At 61.2% G+C, this 18496-nt stretch carries 13 protein-coding genes; 8 read left to right on the top strand and 5 right to left on the bottom strand.

Annotation, left to right across the window (positions count from 1 at the left end; all coding sequences use genetic code 11):
• Positions 1 to 53: 53 nt before the first annotated feature.
• The 5 genes from C3B71_RS00455 to C3B71_RS16840 all read right to left on the bottom strand — a co-directional run bounded on the left by C3B71_RS00455 (position 54) and on the right by C3B71_RS16840 (position 8370).
• Positions 54 to 2813 (bottom strand): DUF4135 domain-containing protein, encoded by a 2760-nt coding sequence (locus C3B71_RS00455; protein ID WP_108965349.1) that lies wholly within the window; start codon positions 2811 to 2813, stop codon positions 54 to 56.
• Positions 2797 to 4959 (bottom strand): peptidase domain-containing ABC transporter, encoded by a 2163-nt coding sequence (locus tag C3B71_RS00450; protein ID WP_108965347.1) that lies wholly within the window; start codon positions 4957 to 4959, stop codon positions 2797 to 2799. The genes C3B71_RS00455 and C3B71_RS00450 overlap by 17 nt, the downstream gene beginning before the upstream one ends.
• Before the next feature lie 10 nt (positions 4960 to 4969).
• Positions 4970 to 7876: a type 2 lanthipeptide synthetase LanM gene (lanM, locus tag C3B71_RS00445; protein ID WP_108965345.1), complete on the bottom strand. Its 2907-nt coding sequence runs from the start codon at positions 7874 to 7876 to the stop codon at positions 4970 to 4972.
• A 41-nt stretch (positions 7877 to 7917) separates the two neighbouring features.
• Entirely contained in the window at positions 7918 to 8088 is a 171-nt protein-coding gene (locus tag C3B71_RS16845; RefSeq protein ID WP_199912539.1) for a class II lanthipeptide, LchA2/BrtA2 family, read from the bottom strand.
• Between the two features lie 114 nt (positions 8089 to 8202).
• A complete protein-coding gene (locus tag C3B71_RS16840) occupies positions 8203 to 8370 on the bottom strand; it encodes a lichenicidin alpha family lanthipeptide (RefSeq protein WP_108965343.1) in 168 nt (55 codons plus the stop codon).
• 400 nt (positions 8371 to 8770) lie between these two features.
• Between C3B71_RS16840 and C3B71_RS00435 the strand changes: the two genes are divergently transcribed.
• From C3B71_RS00435 to C3B71_RS00400, 8 genes are all read left to right on the top strand, one after another.
• Complete coding sequence (locus C3B71_RS00435) at positions 8771 to 9616, top strand: IS5 family transposase (protein WP_199912538.1); 846 nt, start codon at positions 8771 to 8773, stop codon at positions 9614 to 9616.
• A 138-nt stretch (positions 9617 to 9754) separates the two neighbouring features.
• Positions 9755 to 10480 carry a heparinase II/III domain-containing protein gene (locus tag C3B71_RS00430; RefSeq protein ID WP_159097591.1) on the top strand — a complete coding sequence of 242 codons (726 nt, stop codon included), beginning with the start codon at positions 9755 to 9757 and terminating at the stop codon, positions 10478 to 10480.
• Positions 10477 to 11565 (top strand): substrate-binding domain-containing protein, encoded by a 1089-nt coding sequence (locus C3B71_RS00425; RefSeq protein ID WP_108965339.1) that lies wholly within the window; start codon positions 10477 to 10479, stop codon positions 11563 to 11565. The genes C3B71_RS00430 and C3B71_RS00425 overlap by 4 nt, the downstream gene beginning before the upstream one ends.
• 729 nt (positions 11566 to 12294) lie before the next feature.
• On the top strand, positions 12295 to 15066 hold the full coding sequence (locus C3B71_RS00420; RefSeq protein WP_108965337.1) for a lysylphosphatidylglycerol synthase transmembrane domain-containing protein: 2772 nt from the start codon (positions 12295 to 12297) through the stop codon (positions 15064 to 15066).
• Positions 15067 to 15172: 106 nt separating this feature from the next.
• On the top strand, positions 15173 to 15571 hold the full coding sequence (locus tag C3B71_RS00415) for a hypothetical protein (RefSeq protein WP_073333623.1): 399 nt from the start codon (positions 15173 to 15175) through the stop codon (positions 15569 to 15571).
• A gap of 137 nt (positions 15572 to 15708) precedes the next feature.
• On the top strand, positions 15709 to 15897 hold the full coding sequence (locus tag C3B71_RS00410) for a hypothetical protein (protein WP_108965335.1): 189 nt from the start codon (positions 15709 to 15711) through the stop codon (positions 15895 to 15897).
• A gap of 187 nt (positions 15898 to 16084) precedes the next feature.
• Entirely contained in the window at positions 16085 to 17326 is a 1242-nt protein-coding gene (locus tag C3B71_RS00405) for a sensor histidine kinase (protein ID WP_234415979.1), read from the top strand.
• On the top strand, positions 17323 to 18024 hold the full coding sequence (locus C3B71_RS00400; protein WP_108965333.1) for a response regulator transcription factor: 702 nt from the start codon (positions 17323 to 17325) through the stop codon (positions 18022 to 18024). The genes C3B71_RS00405 and C3B71_RS00400 overlap by 4 nt, the downstream gene beginning before the upstream one ends.
• The last annotated feature ends 472 nt before the right edge of the window (positions 18025 to 18496 follow it).

Here is an 18496-nt window from a genome sequence, read left to right as displayed (position 1 = left end):
GCCTTCCCATTCTGCCTAGAGCAACCGAACTAAACGTAGAGTCCCATGTGCGATCATGCAACTGCTGAACTTGCCATGGAAAGTGGAAGCCAACGCCGTTTACTTTCCATACTTACCAACAAACCCGAGTCAGCAATACCTGCCCAACCAAGCATATACCCGCACAGATAGTCACGGTGTAACTCTCCGGTATAATACCCATACTTCCGAGCGTGCTCAAGCGCTTTGCGCCAGTAGTTTCGCGCCCTTACCTCAAACTCGGAAGAACCCGTGCACTCGTACGCCCACAATAATGACTGAAGGACTCCCGCAGCGCCATGACACAATGACAAGTCAATTGGGATATCCTCCTTCGGAAGAGCTACCACCGCCTCGGCGAGCTCGCCTAACTCAAACGTACCGGGAAAGGTGCCCTCGGCCTCGGCGGCAACCATGAGCAAACCAGCGTTACCATTACAGAAGCCAGATGTGATCCAGCCGAACGGAAAAGTGATCTCAGAGAGCTCATCCAACACGCGGGAGACGCCCAGCGAATCACCAAGACGGAGCGATAGTCGCAACATTGCCCAAAGAGCACCCAGCCGCCCGTGCGCAATGCCATCGCCCTGAAGCGTGCCCAAAGCGAGTTCCTCACTGACCCGTCCATACAGATTCTTCAACAGGCCTTCTGGAGTATCCGGAAAGGTTGGCAACGTCAACGCGAGTCCCATTCCGCCGCCAAACACGTCACCTAAGGACGAATTCCGAGCAAGCAATGCGTGTGCCGACGCTTCGGCACACGGAAGCCGTCTCGCGCCATGGTTCAGCACAAACTCGACAGACGACGTACCAGCGACAATCGATTGCGCGCACACCTCCAGCGCACGTGAAAAACACTCCGACAGACTGCGCAGGCCCAGACGCGCCTCATCAAGGAGGGTTAGCCAACGTCCGGTGTCTGCGCAACTGCAATCTACGAGGTGCTCCAGCAGAAACACTATTCCGCCCGCGTCGTGGAGCGAGACCAAACCCTCTGAGTGATATAAAGCTGGCTTCTCGCCATAGCCTCCGCAAAGCCAACCTGCCCCCTTAACATCACCCGTTCCGTGAATTGCTAACTCCGCCAACCTCTCGCTAATCGCATACGGAAGATCTTCATCGTTTGTGACACCCATACATTTGGCGAACATCGGGGTCCCTTGCGCATTCACCTCATAATCTAGGTAAGCGGACATAGCCACGCAAATCTCCGAGAAGCCTTCGCCAATTAGCCGTTCATCCAACAGCAGCCCATGCGTCGACATTCCTGCGATGAACTCAGCCGCGTTCTCGATCGCCGAAGTCATGAAGGCACGACCAGATATAAACCCGCCAGAACGGAGACGGGTGTCGTCAGAATAGTGGTAGAAATAGGGAACGTCTCCATCGCTAAGCGCCTGGCGTTCCTGCTTGAGCAACTCCCCCGCAACGTCAGGCGTCAACACTCCCACCGGCGGACGTAAGTATTCGAAGACCATATTCAACGCATCTTCGCTGACCAGATTCTCTGGGAATAGAGCCGCACTCAGCATATGCACGTACTGCGTTGTAGGACGTAACACGCGCCGTACGGGAAAAACGGCGCTATCGAGCGCTTTGAGCATCGCTTTACGCCGTTCCAGCACACTAAGGTAACCGAGCCTATATCCTTCGACAAAGTCCTGTTGAAACGGTAGCGGATCTGCCGGACGGCCGTCCGCCCATCGTAAAGGCTCTGCCTTACGAGTTACTACCGTTTCTTCCTTCGCAATGTCCATCGCATCTGTCGCCGGGTTGCGCACCGTAAACACCTCTTCCCGCGTGTGTTGGGGATAGGGCGTATTGATTGTGCCTACGAGTACAGAACGCGGTACTGTCGGCATTTTCGCTGGTATTATCGAAGTCGCACAAATCGAACGTGCAAGTTCTGTCGCCATCTGCTCAACAAGATTCTTTGTATCGCCGAAGTTCGTGCCACGCATGCCGGTCTCAAGGTCCACAAAATACGGTTGCGTGCCCGCGAATATCACATTTTCATCGTGCAAATCCGTTGCACCGATTGAGACAAATACTGCAGACGCGAAACCAAGATTACGATACGCCTCCGCAGCAAGTGTCTCAGTGTTTATACCTTGCCTATGTACATATCGCTGCCAACCATGGCCGCCGCAGTCCAAAGTCACGGGGATAGGACTCTCACGAAGGACGCATGAGTTGCCCAGCACATCGACAAAGAGCCCATGTACCCAGACATCTAGCGCTAGTGACCTTGGCTTATACACGACGACTTTAGTATCGCTGTCGACGAGCGCCATAACCACCTTACCGCCATTATGCGGATCCGAATCCAGCGCCACCATGTCGCTTATGAGCACGTCGCCGTCCACCAGTCCATGAGCAACCAAACGCTCCGCATCGTCCCGTAATGCCTCGCAGACCTCGACCACGAAACAAGCCGTTCTACGCACCATCGTATTAACCATCCGAGCAAGCTCAGGGTACTTTCTAAACCACGCGTCGAGCGTCTGAACTCCAAAACCAGCCACGTAGGCGTCAAACGCATCCGTTGAGCTTGAATCTACCGGCATTCCTTGTCCTTCACGGAATAGATGCATTTCGTAAACGAAGGTCTTATGGACGAGCGCCCAGAATCTTTGCGTTAGCATTCTCTTCAATGCAAGCCCCGGAACTCGCACCGCAACTCGAATTACCGATTGGCCACGAATAGCCGCCTGTGCGCGGCGGAGCGCTGACTGTATCTCATTCTCGAAATACTTGTCGAGCGTCCCCGGAATGCGGTCAAACAGACGTTGCATTGTCTACATCCCCTATCTCAAATCTAAAGAGATCGGCGTACCTGCCCTGCTGCCTCATCAACTCGGTCGGGCGGCCTTCCTGCACGATTTCACCGTCCTGGAGGACAACCACTCGATCAGCATTGAGAATCGTCGCAAATCGATGAGCAATCACAATCTTCGTACAACTCAGGGTGGCTAGCCTTTCATAGACATTTCGTTGAGTAATGTTGTCGAGCGATGACGTAGCCTCATCCATTATCAATAATGCCGGCGACTGCAGTAACACTCGCGCTATGTGAATGCGTTGGCGCTGACCTCCCGACAGGTTCGCACCTAGCTCAGAAATTGGAGTACGGTAATCCATCGGAAAACTATCTATGAAATCGAGAAAACCAATCTTGCGGCAGAAGTTCATAATATCCTCATCCGGCAGATCGCACCCTAGTCGTAGGTTCTCCAAAATGGTGCGGTTATGCAAATGCGCCTCCTGCGGGATGTAACTAATCCTCTTGCGTAATGCCGCCAAATCGTATTCTTTTACGTCCACGCCGTCGATCGCCAAACTTCCACTCGTGGGTTCGAATAGACTACATAGCACCTTCCCAAGGGTGGTCTTGCCGCTCCCGGAAACGCCCACCAACGCTATTGTCTCCCCTGCAGCAACTGACAGGCTGATATCACACAATGCGTCAGGAGAATCAGCTGCGTATCTAAAGCTCAAATGCTTAGCTTCAATCCGGCCGCTACTAATCTCCCTCTTGGATCCTGACACTCGCTCCTCGGGATACTCGAATATATCCTCCGCAAGATCTAAATAGCGGCCAGCGAGCTGCGTGTCGGTCCACGTGCTGAACGCCGACTGAACGTAGCCAAACAGTAACGAAGAAACCGCTTGGACCGCAACAGCTTGTCCCATAGATATCAAGTCGCGCTGCACGAGGTCAATGCAAATCACCAGCAGTGCAAGTGGCGCGAACGCCTGGGTGGATGAAAGAACGGAGCCGATAACACCCTGCATGTTCATGCGGCGCGACAACGCTAGCAACAACCGGCGGAAACTCGTCTCCCAATCCCGAATGTAAGTGCCGACGTATCCGCCAAGCTTGACACTATTGATCGACACCAGTGCATCGAGCTGAACGCTCTGCGCAGATGTGCCCTCATGCAATTCAGAGTCCATGGCGCGATTTACAACCGGCTGCGAGAGTGCCAGAAAACAAACCATAGCACCTACGAGCATTATAGCAATGACACCGACGAGCGGCGAAGTCCAAAATATATAGACTAACACCGCAAGGCCGCTGAGAAGATCAAGCATACCCTGAATCAAAGTAACCCCGAGCAGATCCGGCAATCGATTGAGCGCATTTAGCCGGTATACAACCTCCCCGGGTGCACGAACGGTAAAGTACCGCGCCGGAAGCGAAAGCAGACGAACGAATGCATTTCGCGACAAGTGCCAGCCGAAGCGACGTACCATTCCGACCGCCGCTCGTGTCCGGCAATAACTCAACGCAAACATGATCAGCGCCCCGACACAGAGAACTATTAGCGCTCGAGCGAAACTGATACGTCCCGCAAACCCTTCGTCAACGATGCGCTGCGTAGCAAGCGGGATACTCAACGTAAGCGCGACAAGCAATCCACTTGTTAAGCCCATCTCAAGGTATCGCCAACCAGCTCCCTCCGGCCATATATATCCCTTCCTCCACCGGTCAGTCCACGAACGTTGACACCGAATGAATTCGGCGCCTGGCGAAGCCACTAACACATAGCGATCAAATCCCGCAATCAACTCCGCGCGGGTCATTTTGATGCGTCCAATTGCGGGATCCATTACGGTGGCTGTTTTGGGTCCTATCGACTCCACGGCGACATAGTGCCCTCCCTTCCAGAACGCAATGAACGGACAGTCAATAATGTCTAGCCCTCGAACGTCGTTGACTCTTAACGTGTCAGCCTCCATCCCAAAGCCACGAAGCAACTGCATCATCTGTTGTAGCCCTAAGCCATCACGCCCGGGCTCCTTGCGTTGTCGAAGCGCAGTGATGGTCGTTTCGTGGCCATAGGCGGAGAGAATCGACCGAATGCAACACAACCCGCATTCGGTCTGTGAAACCTGAAGAGTAGTAGGCACGCGCGGGGTTCGGCGGCTGAAACTCACTGTTTCCTCCTTAGAGCGTCAGATCTACCACCGATGGAAAATGCGCGGAGGACACCCGGGTACATAGATGCAGCACCGCTCCTGCACGACCCGACATAACCCCCGGGCTCAACGCATAACGTCCCCGCTCCTTATTGAAGTATGTCAAGAGTCTGTGAGGAGTGAACAGCGTGTTCTCCAGTTCGCTTTGTAGGGCCAGTGCTTCCGGAGCTACCATCCTCGCTGTTCGCAGCGATTCCATAACGCCGAGACCACCGTGGCAAAGCACGGGCAACGCTGGCAACGGTCTTGCACGCATCTGCCTAACGATGTCCGACGCGGTTAACCTGGTCCTGAAGCCGGCAGTCTGGGCTGAGGTGTAAGCGATTAACAATCCCGCCTGACCGTTACACCAAGAAGCCGAAACAGTATCGCGATTCGCCTGTGGATAGCACTGCACCAATCCGTCGGCGCTCAGATAATCGGTGCAAATGCGCCGATCGACTTCCATAACTAGTCGCTCCAGCTCCGGAGTAGGCCGCACCGAGGCGACCTCGGAAAAGAACCACAACACCTGGGCGAGCCCGTGAGCGAGTCCTGAAGTAATACGATCTCGATCTGCCTGCATGCGATTGCGTGCGGCCGCAACCCACCGATCAACCACCGCTTCGTTGTAAGGGAATCGATTGGTGCACCTCAGCCGCATTATGATTGACGTGGTGTTACCGCTAATCATGTCGAAAGAGTCTGGAGTGAGCTCGCCAAAGTTGTCGTCAATGATGTCCCACGCACGATCTGCCGCGACCTGCCATGACAGATTACCAGTGACGCGACCAGCGGCATGCATAGACCAAAGCAGCCCGGCTACGCCGGAATAGCCTCCTGTGCCGGAGGCCATTACGTTGCGTAACTCATACGTCTTTGCAGTTAGGATGGCTGCGGAGCGATCAAACACTTCGCTTGCAACTTTCGCTAACGCGGAATCTTCGAGAACGCTACCTGCACACGCAAGGGCAAGCGCCGGCCCTTCTCGGCCAGAATATAGATCGTAGCCAAGTACGCCAGGCGACCATTCGCGACTTCCGAATTGCGCCACGGGGCCGATCCAAGTCTTGGGCAGATGCTCAAAACGGTCATCTAGTGCGCGCTCGTATAGGGATCGAGCTAGGCGATACAGAACATATTTCGCATCAATCGCAGGTTTGTCACCAATGTATTCGTCAACATATTCATCGCCATGCTCTGCCGTCAACCTCCTGTTGAAATGCGGGTCCGACAGCTTCGCGACGAAAGCAAGCCGGAGAATCCGGAGCTGATTATGCATGTCATCTTCATTAAGTTCCGTCATTTTCCGGCGAAACAATTCGCACGGCGACTTCGAAAGCTCGCAAACATAGGTACCGTCTGCGGTCACGCGCGTGCCGCCGAACGAGGTGCAAAAGTACGGAATATCTCCTCTCCAAAGCTGGTTGCATTCAGCTTCGACAATCACAGGTTCAGCAGATACGCTAAGAATCGCTACGCGCGACAGTAGGCCGCTACTAAGCTTGCGGTCACGGCTCGGCTCAGCTCCTCCGAGCGTACGCAATATCTGCGCGTATTGAACCGTTGGATTATGTATATAACGTAACCTCGCGCCGTCGAAGGCCGTTAAAACGGCGTCTACGAAGTTATCTTTATCTGCAAGGACTCGTGAGAATAGTTCGATGAACCCTTGTTCCATCTGGGTACACGCGCGGTCTACTTTCATTCGGAGGCTTGGATCGTCATCGAGTTCGATCGAATGCTTTTCGTCGCGCCAAACCACGCGGATGTCGGTCGTATACGGATTAACGATTTCATAGTTTCTAAATGGATTCCCGCCTCGCATCTCACGATTGCCTACGAAACCAATGTCGAACGATCCTGAGCGCTGACGGGAGGTGACGACACGCGGCAATATTCCAGTCCCGTATACCGATCGTTCGAGTATCCTGTGTGCGCTATCTGGCGACTCGGGCTCCCCGACGCGCACCCTGGCCGGATGAAAAAGTGTCTCAAGATCGATAGGGATTGGGCCCCGTTCAGTCCAAAACACATTAGAGTAGTGCATGTCTGCCGCATCCATTAGATATAGAAGACAAGCAAGTCGTCCAGCGGCTACGAAGTCCGGCTCGTGGTCCCGCGATTTTAGGTACTCGGTGAACCCGCAGTCGCCGAGGTCAAGCGCCTTCATTGCTCGGAAGCCCGCAATTTCCCGCTCGCGGAGGATATCGACGAGTTTCGCATAACCTACTTCACCCGAAACCGAACGCGGTTTGAATATCACCTTTTGGCCATTATCGAAGGTAATAATCGTCACCGCGCGCCCGTATGCATGCGTATCTCCCGAGAAAGACAGATGTCGAATAGTCACACCCTCCTCAATGTTCAGCTTCTCCGCAAGATCTTTCCGATGCTCCTCTGTGATCTTAATGACCTCCGATAATGCCTTAGCGCGAAGCCTCGCCGCCCTGATACAGCGACTCCATCCGGTTGCGTAGGTGGCCGAGAACTCGGAGAACCTGTTCTCTAAGGTGCTTCGGATATACTGCTGATATCCTTCCGCTGGCCGCAACTGATGCGGATCACGAACTTTGATATCTTCTGAGAACGGACGCATGAGATAGGTGGAAACCAGCTGCGCGAGCTCCTCGCAGCAGGCATCCGCGAACGTCTGAGGATCCGCAAGCAGGGAATCAAGTTCGACGTTCCAGGCGGCGCGAAATACGCTTGCCGCTATTGCTTTGCAAAGCACGTGGAATGGGTACAACTCAACCTCGAGGCTGAACGGAACGGCTACGAATTCACGGTGACGCTCCTCAGGATAGTTGTCAATAACCCTCAGCAAGGGCTTTATCGACTTATCGAAGTCTGCCTTCGTGAGCTCGGGGTAGAGTTCCTTTGCAAATGCAATCATTGTGTACTCGGTTCAGGGAGAGTTCAGGGAGACGAGACGTGTCAGCAAGCCCGGGTGCACACCGTCGTTGGACAGGTATTGTGAGAAATAAACCCCCCTACGGCGAGTAGGGCGGCGGTTGCTACCGCAGGCGTAGCTCCCCCTTCCACGTCTTCCTCCGTAACGGCGATCATGTCAGATTCGAGATACTTGCCAAGCTCTAGGTTGTTCATGATGTCTTCTCCTTCTGGGCGTTTATGGTATGACGGTAGGTGGCGTACCGGGTAGTGCCACCTGGGGCGGCGATCTGTTGAGAAAGGTCACTTTCCAGAAACGCTTTCGGTTGACTATTTGCACCAGCTCATGCACTCGTGCGTTAGAGTGCACCAATATCCTCTGTTGCCCCAATAGTCGCTCAGGGAGAAGGTATTGGTGCTGCACGCACCGAAGACATCGGTGTCGAAAGACTGTTCTCCGACCTCTTCGATCCAGGTTACTTCGGCTTGTGACTCCATGACAGGGACCCCTTCCTCGGTGGTTGGTCAGGAATATGTGGTGCGACCGGATTCAAGGCTTCCCAGGGTCGCGAGTTGAGTCTAGCACGATAGTGGCACTCAACACACTATGAGCTTGGCCACAATTTCGCCGCCTGCTTGCCCGTCGGGTCATCGGGTCGGCAATGTCCCAGGTGGGTTGTCTGATATCTGGCCTGGTTCGCACCACTTTTGATGACGGTGCGTCGTGATCGTGGTTTCTCGTTGGCGTGGTGGGGTTGGATTTTGGTGGTTGTGGGGTGTTAGGTCGTGTTGCGTTAGTCGGGTGGGGTGGTCGGCGTGGTGTGCGGGACGGGTGAGGCCTTTGGGGTATCACGGGTGGTGTGAGATCAGACCGTGACACCGCCAAAGGCCTCAACCATTGAGTACATACGCCTGCGCCCGTCATGACCTGACCGATGCCCAGCGGGAGCTGCTCGAGCCCCTGCTGCCCCCGGGTGTACCCGTTGCGGGCCATGATCAACGCCATGCGGCGGACAACCAGAGTAGGGGCGCCGGCGCGACATACCACCCCACTACGGGCCCTGGTGGAGGGCCCTGCGCCCTGTACCGGACCTGGCAGACCGGCGAGGTGTGGGAGCACATCGAGGCCGCACTGGTCACCCATGCCGACGCCGCCGGCAAAGTCGGCTGGAGGATGTCAGTGGACTCCACCACCTGCCGGGCGCACGTGCACGCCGCCGGAGCCCGCAAAGAGTCAGTACGCAGCTGGTGGAGGGGGAGCCCGAGGACCACGCCCTGGGAACCTCTCGGGGCGGGTGGTCCACCAAGGACCCGTGCCGCCGTAGATGCCGCCTGCGGCATGCTTGTCCTGCTGCTGACAGCAGGACAGGCAGCGGACTGCCCGATGATGATCCCCGTACTGGAAGAGATCCGGGTGGCCCATCCGGGACCGGGAAGGCCCCGCACCAGGCCGCAGATGGTGCTGGCGGACAAGGCCTACTCCTCACGCGCGAATCGTGACTGGCTGCGCAACCATCACATTCAGGCCGCCATCCCAGTCAAGGCAGACCAGGCCGCCCACCGCCGCGCCGGGGGATCCCGAGGCGGGCGCCCGCCCGCCTTCGACCCGATCGCTTACAAGGACCGCAACGCTGTGGAGCGCTGCTTCGGCCAGATCAAGCAGAACCGGGCCATGGCCACCAGGTACGACAAGCTCGCCGTCCGCTACCAAGCCACCACCCACATCGCCAGCACCGACCACTGACTCAAACGACTTACATAACACGCCCTAGTCGCACTCGCCGACGAGGATTGGTGTGCGGCCGGCTCTGAACCAGCAGTTGACTCAGTCACTTCCGAGGGTTCCTTCCTCCCCGCACAGGTTTGGCTGCCAAGTATCCAGGTGAGCGTTGACCGTCCCCGTGCGGGCGACGTGCGGGGACTGGCGCTCGCTGCGAAAGCCGGAACCAACAACGAACACCACAACCACAACGACGTCGGCTCGTTCCTGGTTGCGCTGGACGGCATCCCCGTAGTCATCGACCTCGGTCAACCGACCTACACTGCTGTGTCATTCTCACCCAGGCGATACGAAATATGGACTAACCGGTCCGGTTGGCACTCGGTTCCGGTCATCGCAGGCCGTGAGCAGAGCGAGGGGGCAAGGTTCAGGGCACGCGACGTCAAGCGCATCTCCGGCACGGACCAGATCCACCCCGGCGGAGCGCGTGGTCTGGACATGGACCTCGCCGGCGCGTACGCACTTCCCGCGGACGCGGTTTGGCACCGCAGTTTGCGCCTACAGCCCGACGGCGACGGCGTAGTCACCCTCGAAGATGCATGGGCCCTGCCGACTACTCCCGAGTTCCAGCTACGAAGCCTCGAGCGCCTTCTCGTGGCCGGGGACATCACGCAACGCCCTGACGCGCTGCTGCTGACGCCCTCCGGCGGTGGCAGGCGCGCTTTACTCACGTGGAGTGGCGCTCGAACTCCGCACATCGAGAGACGTGACATCGAAGACCCGCTCTTGCGTGAAGCGTGGGGAGATCACATCAACCGCATATCCTGGACGCTGCCCGAAGCTACCGTGCAAGGGGTGTTCTGCCTATCGATCGGAGTCGCGTCATGAGTCCCAACCGTACCCTCCCTGCTAGCCGACGGGAGTACATCGTTTCAACCGTCAACGCCAAAGGCTCAGTCAGAGTCGCGGAGTTGGCGGCTGGCCTCGGGCTGTCTCCCATCACCATCCGGCGCGACATCGCGCTTTTGGACGAGGAAGGGCTGCTTGAGCAGGTACGCGGCGGAGCCCGCCGTATCTCCGCCCCGGGTAACCAGGCCTTACCACTGCAATCCGACATCACCGTCGGTCTGATCACCCCTTCACTCGACTTCTTCTGGCCCACCATCATCGAAGGGGCCAACATCGTTGCCGATCGCGTGGGCGCACATCTCCAGTTGCAGGGATCCACCTTCGCGGCCAAGGACAACCTGGTCGAAATCCGCCGAATGGCGGAAGACGAGTCGATCGGCGGCCTGCTCCTGGTCCCCGATCTTGAAGGGCCCGGGAGCGACGAGCTCGTTGAGTTCCTCGAAACCGTCACCAAGCCGACCGTACTGATCGAACGCACGTTGAAGCCTCACGGGCCACACTCCCGATTGTTCGAGTCCGTCATCACCGACCACGCGAGTGGCGCCTCGCTCGCCGTCCGTCACCTGGCTGCTCTAGGACACTCGCATATCGCATTGCTCACCGACAAGCGGATCCCTTCACGTCATCTGATTGCCCAGGGCTGGGCGGACGCTCTTTCCGATCTGCGTCTAGATACTGAGTCCCCGCGCGGAGACACCACCGAGCTAATCGGTGACGCTCGAACAGAAGGCATCAAGGCCTTCGTAGATAACTGCATATCCGAAGAGACAACAGCGATCATCGCCCATTCCGACGAGGCGGCCCTCGTCGTCGTCGAACTGCTAGCTCAGCGCGGACTGACCGTGCCGGAGGACATCTCCGTCATCGCCTACGGCGACGAGATCGCCAAACTCGCACGCCCAGCACTCACCGCGGTTTGCCCACCCAAGGCGGAGCTCGGCGAAGTCGCCATGCAACTATTGCTCGAACGGCTGAGCAATCCAGGACGAGCCATTCGTCAGACCATGCTCGCTCCGACCCTCGTCATCCGTGACTCCACCGGACCCGCGCCATCGCGTAATTAGGACCGTCGGGGCGCGAGCGGGTCGACCTGTCGGGCGGCAACGACTGGCGTTCCACCACTGCCTCACCCGGTACTCGGGCGTCCCCGTCCCTGGCCGGCAAGGCGTGTTTCCGGGTGCGCATCGACTGTGCACAGACGCTGGGCCACCCCAAGTTCGGACCCCTAGCGTGGTTTGGACCGCCCGCGTCGGTTTGGACCCCTTGCGTCGGTTTGGACCGCCCACGCGGCACACAACGGCGGTCCAAATAGACTTACGCGGTCCAAACAGGGGACAGCGGTCCAAACAGCGAAGGCCGGCAGCAGGCATCCCCCCAACACGCCGGTCTGGAGCACCACGTTCGCGCCGATAACCCGCGCCGACAACCCGCATCCACCGATGCACACCGCGCCGCGGCCCCAAGACGCAGTTCGGGTCCGGACTCCGTGTTGGAGTCCGGACCCGAACCGACCAGGGATTTGCTTTCAGGGACCGGCGTTCCCTGCCGACATCCATAACTCTGCCAGCAACCGAACCGCCCGCCATCGGCCGATCGGGTAGGCAATTCAGCTAGCCAACCGGCATCTGCGTCCGCGGGAGCCCGCCCACCAGAGCTCGCAACTGGCTCCCGACCAGCCATTTCCCGGCCGGCTCCCAAGGGGCATTCCGCAGTATTTCAGGGTTCGCCTGGTACGCTCGTGGCGCCCCGATCGGGGCATGTTCGCACCAGCAGGCCTACAGGTTGACACCGACATGACTGATGTCCCGCCCCCGGAGAACCCGGAACGCGCCCAGGCGACGTCACCGGTCGGCATTCCGCGCATTGGCGTCGCTCCGGTCGCCGACAAGTCCGAACAGACCACCCCCGACACCGCCGCGCCGGCCCTCCGTTCCAAGACGCTGCTGGTCGACGCCCCCGAACGCCGCCTGCGCCGCGCCGAAGACCTGCTCGACCTGGTGTTGGTCGCGCTCGGTCTGGTCTTCATGATCATCCTGGCGGCCTACGCGCACGCCACCACCACTGGAGTCACCCAAGACGTGCAGAACGCGCTCGCCGTCGTACTGCGACGTGTCCTGGTCTTCCCCCTGCAGGCCATTGAGGGTCTGATCACCTTCACCGTGCCGGTGGCCGTGATCATGCACAACCTGCTACGCCGTTCCTGGCACGCCGCGGGCCAGGCCCTGCTGGCCGGGACCGGCGGCTTCGTCCTGGCGTGGTTGAGCCTGCACGCGTTGGACGCATGGGGCCCGGCCATTCTCGCCTCGGGCCTGACCGTCACCGCCTCCGGCACCGCCCGGATCGGCATCTCCACCGTCTTCGCCACCCTCGCGGGCCTGCTCACCGGAGCCGGCGAGCGGCGGTCCTCCTCGGTAATCCGCTATGCCTGGACCGCCGTATGGGTTGTGGTGGGACTGGCCGTCCTGCGCAGCGCCATTACGCTGCCGGGCGCCGTCATCTCCATTCTGCTGGGCCGCCTGCCGGGACTGGCCGTGCGCTATGCCTTCGGCGTCGACGACACCCGCGCCCACGGCGTCGCCCTGGTGCGTGCGCTGCGCCGCGCCGGCATCGACGCCGTCCGCGTGGTACGCATGGACCGCGCCCCGGACGCTCGCGCCTGGATGGTCGAGACCGAGACGCCTCTGGGCTACACCGAGCGCGTCCGCGAGACCCCACTGACCACTCCCACCGCCCTGGACGAGGCCAACCCCGCCCCCGCCGACGACGCTCCCGCCGCGGATGAGGCGCCCACGCCGGCACCCGCCTCCGAGCCGCCGTCCCCGGTCCCGCCGGAGGACACCTCTACCATCACGCCCGCCGACGACGTCGACTTGGCGGCCGTATTGGATGAGGCCTCCTCCGCCGCACTCACCGAGGGGCGCCTGTCCGCTCACCGCCTGTACGCCGTCTGGGACGCTGCGGGCGTGCGCCGCGACGTCACCGTCCTGGACGCCGACCGCCAGGTGGCGGGTTTCCTGACCACCCTCTGGGATCGGGTGCGGGTGAAGGGCCTGTCACCCGAACGGGACCTGTCGGTGCGCTCGGCCGCCGAGCACGCCGCCCTGATGACCCTGGAGGCGGGCCGTGCGGGCGTGCGCACACCCGCTCTGGTGGGCATGGCCGAGGCGGACGAGTCCGTGCTGCTGGTCACCGATCACATCTCCGGCGCCCGCGCCCTGGCCGACCTGGAGGAGGTCGACGACGACGTGCTGGCCGACCTGTGGGACCAGATCAGCCGCGCCCACATGGCCGGGTTGGCGCACCGGGAGATCGACTCGGCCACCGTCGTCGTCGACGACGCCGGTGCCGTGTGGCTGCTCGGCTGGGAATCGGGGGAGACAATCTCCTCGGAACTGTCCCGACGGGTTGATCTGGCCCAATTGCTGGCGCTGACCGCCTCACTGACCGACGTCGACCGCGCCATCGCCGCCGCCTCCGGCTCGCTGAGCACCCAGCAGCTGGCCTCCATCGCCCCCATGCTGCAGCGCGTGGTGCTGCCGGCCGCCACCCGGGAGGCCATGGGACGACGCGGCAAGGTGCTGCAGGAACTGCGCGACGCATTGGTGGACCTGACCCCCACGGCGCATGCGGAACCGGCCAAGCTGAACCGCTTCTCCCCGCGCACGGTCATCATGGCGATAGTGGGCCTGGTGGCCCTCTGGACGCTGCTGGCCCGCATGAACATCGAGCAGATCACCGACGCCGTGACGGGGGCGAACGTCTGGTGGATCCTCGGGGCCCTGGTGTTCTCGCTGGCCACCTACGTGGGTGCGGGGCTGGCACTGGTGGCGTTCAGCCCGGTGAAGCTGCCGCTGTGGAAGTCCACCGAGGTGCACCTGGCCTCCTCCGTGGTCTCCCTGGTGGCGCCCGCGGGCGTGGGCGGAGCCGCCATCAACCTGCGCTTCCTGGCCCGCAAGGGGGTGCCGACGGCAGTCGGCGTGGCCACCGTGGCCCTGGTGCAGGTGGTCCAATTCGTCGTCACCGTGGTCCTGCTCATCATCGTGGCCGCGACCACCGGCCAGTCCACGAGCCTGACCCTGCCCAGCGGCTGGGTGCTGGTGATCGCCGTCAGCCTGGTCGCCATCGTCGCCATCGCCCTGTTCATCCCCAAGTTGCGCACTTGGTTGTGGGAGAAGATCGAGCCGACCTATCGGCAGGTGTGGCCGCGGCTGGTGTGGGTCATGTCCAACCCTGGGCGGCTGGCGCTGGGCGTGGGCGGCACGCTGCTGCTGAGTTTGAGCTACATCCTGTCCTTCGGGGCGAGCCTGTGGGCCTTCGGGCACACCTTGTCCTTCTCGACGCTGGCGATCACCTACCTGGCGGCCAACACGGTCGGCTCGGTGGTCCCCTCCCCCGGTGGCATCGGACCGGTGGAGCTGGCACTGACCGCCGGCCTGGTCACGGCGGGCGTGCCCAGCGGAGTGGCGCTGTCGACGGCCATCGTCTACAGACTGGTCACCTTCTGGATCCCGATCCCCGTCGGCTGGCTGAGCCTGCAGCGCCTGCAGCGGCACGGCGACCTGTAACCGGCGACGAATTGCGGTATCCCCCGATTGGATCCACCCTTCGGGGGATGCCCCCGCACTAAGACGCGACAATGCTTGCGTCAATGGCATGCCGAAGGAGCCCCTGATGACCATAGAGATTCTCACTGCCATCGCCGGCAGCCTCGTCACCGGCGTCATCGCGTTCCTCGTGTCACGCCGTCGCTACCGGAACTTCCTGATGGCCCGAGCCGCGGTGGGTGGCACCATTACGGACGCCAGGTTGCTGAGCACGCTCCGGACGATCATTCAAGCCATCACCGCCGCCGGCGCCAGCGCAGTGTTGGGAGCCTCGCTGCTGATTGTTGCGCGCCGACTCCTGGACCCCCTGCAAGTCGCCAGTACCTGCGGGGTCATCGCCGTGCTGGCCGTCGCGCTCGCATGGGTCTACGGCCGGTACGCGGTGCTGGCCGAACTGGCCCGCATCCGCCATCTGGAGCTCCCCTACGGCCCGTGGGGGGTACTCCTGGCCAACGGCCACCTCTGACCCAACGCTTCGGTCCGTTCGCCCGGCCGACCGCGGCAGGCTATTGTCGTTGTCCCAACTGCCCGCGCATGCGGGCGGTCACCGGCCCTCCCCCTGACCGTTCCTCCCCAAATCCCCGTGTTTCCCCAGGAGCCCATATGCCCACACCCCGCGCTGCCGGCTGGTCCCTTCTGCTCGTGGGCATCGCGTTAAGTGCGCTCGCCGCCTGCACGCACCTGGCCTGGCTGTGGATCATTGCCATCGTGGTTCTGGTGGCCTCCATCGGTACGCTGGCCGTCGCCTTTGTCAGCGACGCCGACGGCCCCGGGGACGGCCGCCGCCGCTGAGCGCATTCGGCTTCCCTGCGCGCCCCAACCTGCTTGCGTCCCACCTGATCCCACGGCAATCTCACTTCTGAATCACTAGCAATACGCACGCTAGCGGTAGCCATCGGAGCCGCCATTCTAATTCCTGATGAGTCGCCCCAAGCATTGCTAAAGTGACTGAACGATGGTGGCATGCTGAAGGGAGTACATGACGGTGCGGAGTGATACCCTCGACTCGCTGGCGGCACGCGCGCGCGAGGCCCTCCTGCGCCCAGCCGAGCCCTTGCCCAACCGCCGCATCTACGTGATCATCGGCGCGGTCGTCGGACTTGGGAACCTCGTCGGCAATGTGGCAACAAACCCGAACTCACTGGGGCCGATCGACATCGTCTTCATGCTTGCGGCCCTGGCGCTGATCACCCTCATCCCGCTGCGACCACTGCCCGGCATCGTCGCCTACCTCGTGTGCTGGTGCAGCCTGCTGATTCTTCCCGGCCCGTACGCCACCGACATGAGCATCAGCCATCTGGCGTTCCTGTTCTTCCTGGGCAGGTTCCTGCGGCCGGGACCATCACTCCTGTTGCTCCTTGTGACGGTCCTCACTAACGCGATCGTATTAATTGGCCCGGGCGCCACCACCGATGACCCGGCGGCTAACCTGGGGACGCTGTGGTACACCATGCTCATGGGCGCCCTGCTGGTCCCGCTTGGCGTCCTGGTCCGCTTCATCGAGGCCTCGCGTCTGGCCGACGCCAGGCAGGCGGACGCGAACCTGGAGGAGATGCGGCTGGAGATCGCCCGGGAGATGCACGACCTCGTGGCCTACTCCATGTCGCAGACCGCCCTGCGCGCCCAGCGGGCGGCCGCCGACACCTCCTATCCGGAGCGGGCGCGCGACGAATTCGCCGCGCTCGAGGCCACCGCCTCCGACGCCCTCCACGAGCTGCGCCTGCTCCTGCGCACCCTGCGCCAGCCGTCCTCCACCCGGGAGCAGCCCATTTCTACGGCCACGGGCCTGGGCAGCGTCGTCACCGATCTGCGCACCGCCGTGAGTGCCGTCAGTGCCGACGTGTCCGCCGCCGGCTTCGAGGTCACCTACCGTCATTTGGGCGACGCCGCGCCCTCCCGGATTCAGGCCAGCACCCTGTCCCGAGTGGCTCGGGAGATGGGCGCAAATGTCATTCGCCACGCCGACCCCGGCGCCCCGGTCACCATCACGCTCTCGCTGGGCCCGGAGGTGATCCGACTCGTGTCCACCAACCGCGTACGCGACGCCGGGGCGCACCTGCCCCGCTCGGGCACCGGTATCCTGGGCATGCGCGAGCGACTCGCCGCCATCGGCGGAACGCTGACCACCCTGTCCGATGACGGCTCCTGGATGGTCACCGCGACCGTTCCGGTCGCCGGACACCGCAGCGGTATTCTCCTGCCCCCGGAGGAGCAACCATGATTCACGTCGGTATCGTCGACGACGACGCACTCGTGCGTCGCACGCTCACTGACCTGCTCACCAACGAGAGCATTGACGACATACAGGTGGACTGGGCCGCCCGCGACGGACAGGAGGCCCTCGACATCCTGCGCTCCGACAGGCCGGACGCCGACGTGCAGGTGCTGCTGCTGGACGTGCAGATGCCGCGCCTGGACGGCATCGCCCTGGCCAAGGTGCTGCAGCGTGAGCGCCCCGAGATCGCCACCCTCGTGCTCACCACCTTCGTGGCCGACTCGGTGGTCGATCGGGCCCTCGCCGCCGGGGTGCGTGGATTCATCGCCAAGGAAGATCCCGTGGAGACGCTGGCCGCCACCATCCGGCATGTTGCCGCCGGCAACATGGTGCTCTCACCCACCTCCTCCGCCATTGTCACCGGCATGCCCGCGCGGGAGATCGCCGCCCCGCCGCCGCCCAAGCCATCACCACAGAACACACAGAGCACCGCGCAGGCGCTGCCCCCGGGGGTCACGCTCTCGCCCCGGGAACTCGAGGTGCTCGCCCTCATGGCCGAGGCGAAGACCAACAGGCAGATTGCGCGCACCCTGGGCATAAGCGACGCGACCGTGAAGACGCACGTGTCCACCCTGATCGCGAAACTCGGCGTACAGGACCGCGTCGGCGCGGTCGTCTACGCCCTGCGCGCCGGCCTCATCTGAGACATCGGCCGATCGGCCTAGCCGGTCGGCCGATACCGTCACCCAAAAATCACGCGAAGATAAGTCTATGTGTTGCGAGACTCGCAACAGTCCGGCTAGCAGAAAGATACGGCCATGGTCTTCTTTATCGGTAGCGGTTCCCGCTGTCTGTATAACCCTCTCGCCTACTTCCTGGGATGGGGACGCTGGGGGTGACCCCAGACCCACACTCGGCGGCGGCGCGGCCCGGAATCTGATCCGGCGCCGCGCCGTCGTGGTTTCTCGCCAGGGCGAGTCGACGCCGGTCGGCCGGCCCCGCCCCCAATCGCCCAATCGGCTCCCCACTCGGCCGATTGTTCATACCTGCAACGAGAGTGGAATGCGCAATGCAGTTGCGAGCACCGGAAACTGTAGCGCACGGACGCAATACCCGGCGCAACACGCACCGGCACCGCACCGACCCCTTGGGAGCAAACAGGAGCTAACACATGAC

It is taken from the genome of Actinomyces sp. Z16, assembly GCF_003111765.1.
Taxonomy (GTDB): Bacteria; Actinomycetota; Actinomycetes; order Actinomycetales; family Actinomycetaceae; genus Actinomyces; species Actinomyces glycerinitolerans.
The sequence above is the reverse complement of the archived record's forward strand: the minus strand, read 5'-3'. Positions and strand labels throughout refer to the sequence as shown.